At 50.2% G+C, this 598-nt stretch carries 1 protein-coding gene; it reads right to left on the reverse strand.

Features of this window, described 5'->3' with window-relative positions; translation table 11 throughout:
* Positions 1-365: asparagine synthase-related protein (locus ACFPYJ_RS28550; RefSeq protein WP_379191651.1), on the reverse strand; the 365-nt coding region annotated here is incomplete at its 3' end.
* Positions 366-598 lie beyond the last annotated feature (233 nt).

Below are 598 nucleotides of genomic sequence, written 5' to 3' on the forward strand. Positions count from 1 at the left end.
AAATAAGGATAATCCAATTTCGCCGCAACCTCCTGCAGGTGAGTATACAGCCCGGTTTTGCAGTGATAGCAGCGGTCAGGGTTGTTGGCAACGAAGCTGGCGTTTTCGAATTCCTTCACTTCCGTTTTATAGGTCTGAACCCCTATATCGGCGGCAAGCTGCACCGCAGCGTCGAATTCACGGGTCGGGAACGTCTCCGACGCAGCCGTTATAGCGAGCACTTGATCTCCCAGCTCCTGCTTGGCGCGTTTCAAGACGAACGTACTGTCGACCCCTCCGGAAAAAGCGATCATGACGCGACCCATTTCCCTTAGAATTTCACCAAGCTTTCTGTCTTTTTCATGCAAGGTCAGCGTTATATCCATCTCCGGTTCTCCTCCTTATCCGACAAATCGATTCTTCGTTTTGCGATCCGGCCAGGAAAAATCCCACGCGGCCAAAATCCAGCTATTCTATAGCTTCCTCCCTGCGATCCCGATCTGGTTGACGCGCGTTTATTATTTAAAAAAAGTATAAGCAGAAAGGCTTCACCTTATTCGGCGGCTATTCTGCGTATTTCCGCTAGTGCTGCTTCATCCAAAGTCACATCGATAGCCGG

The organism is Paenibacillus solisilvae (genome assembly GCF_042656405.1).
GTDB classification, from domain to species: Bacteria; Bacillota; Bacilli; order Paenibacillales; family Paenibacillaceae; genus Paenibacillus_Z; species Paenibacillus_Z solisilvae.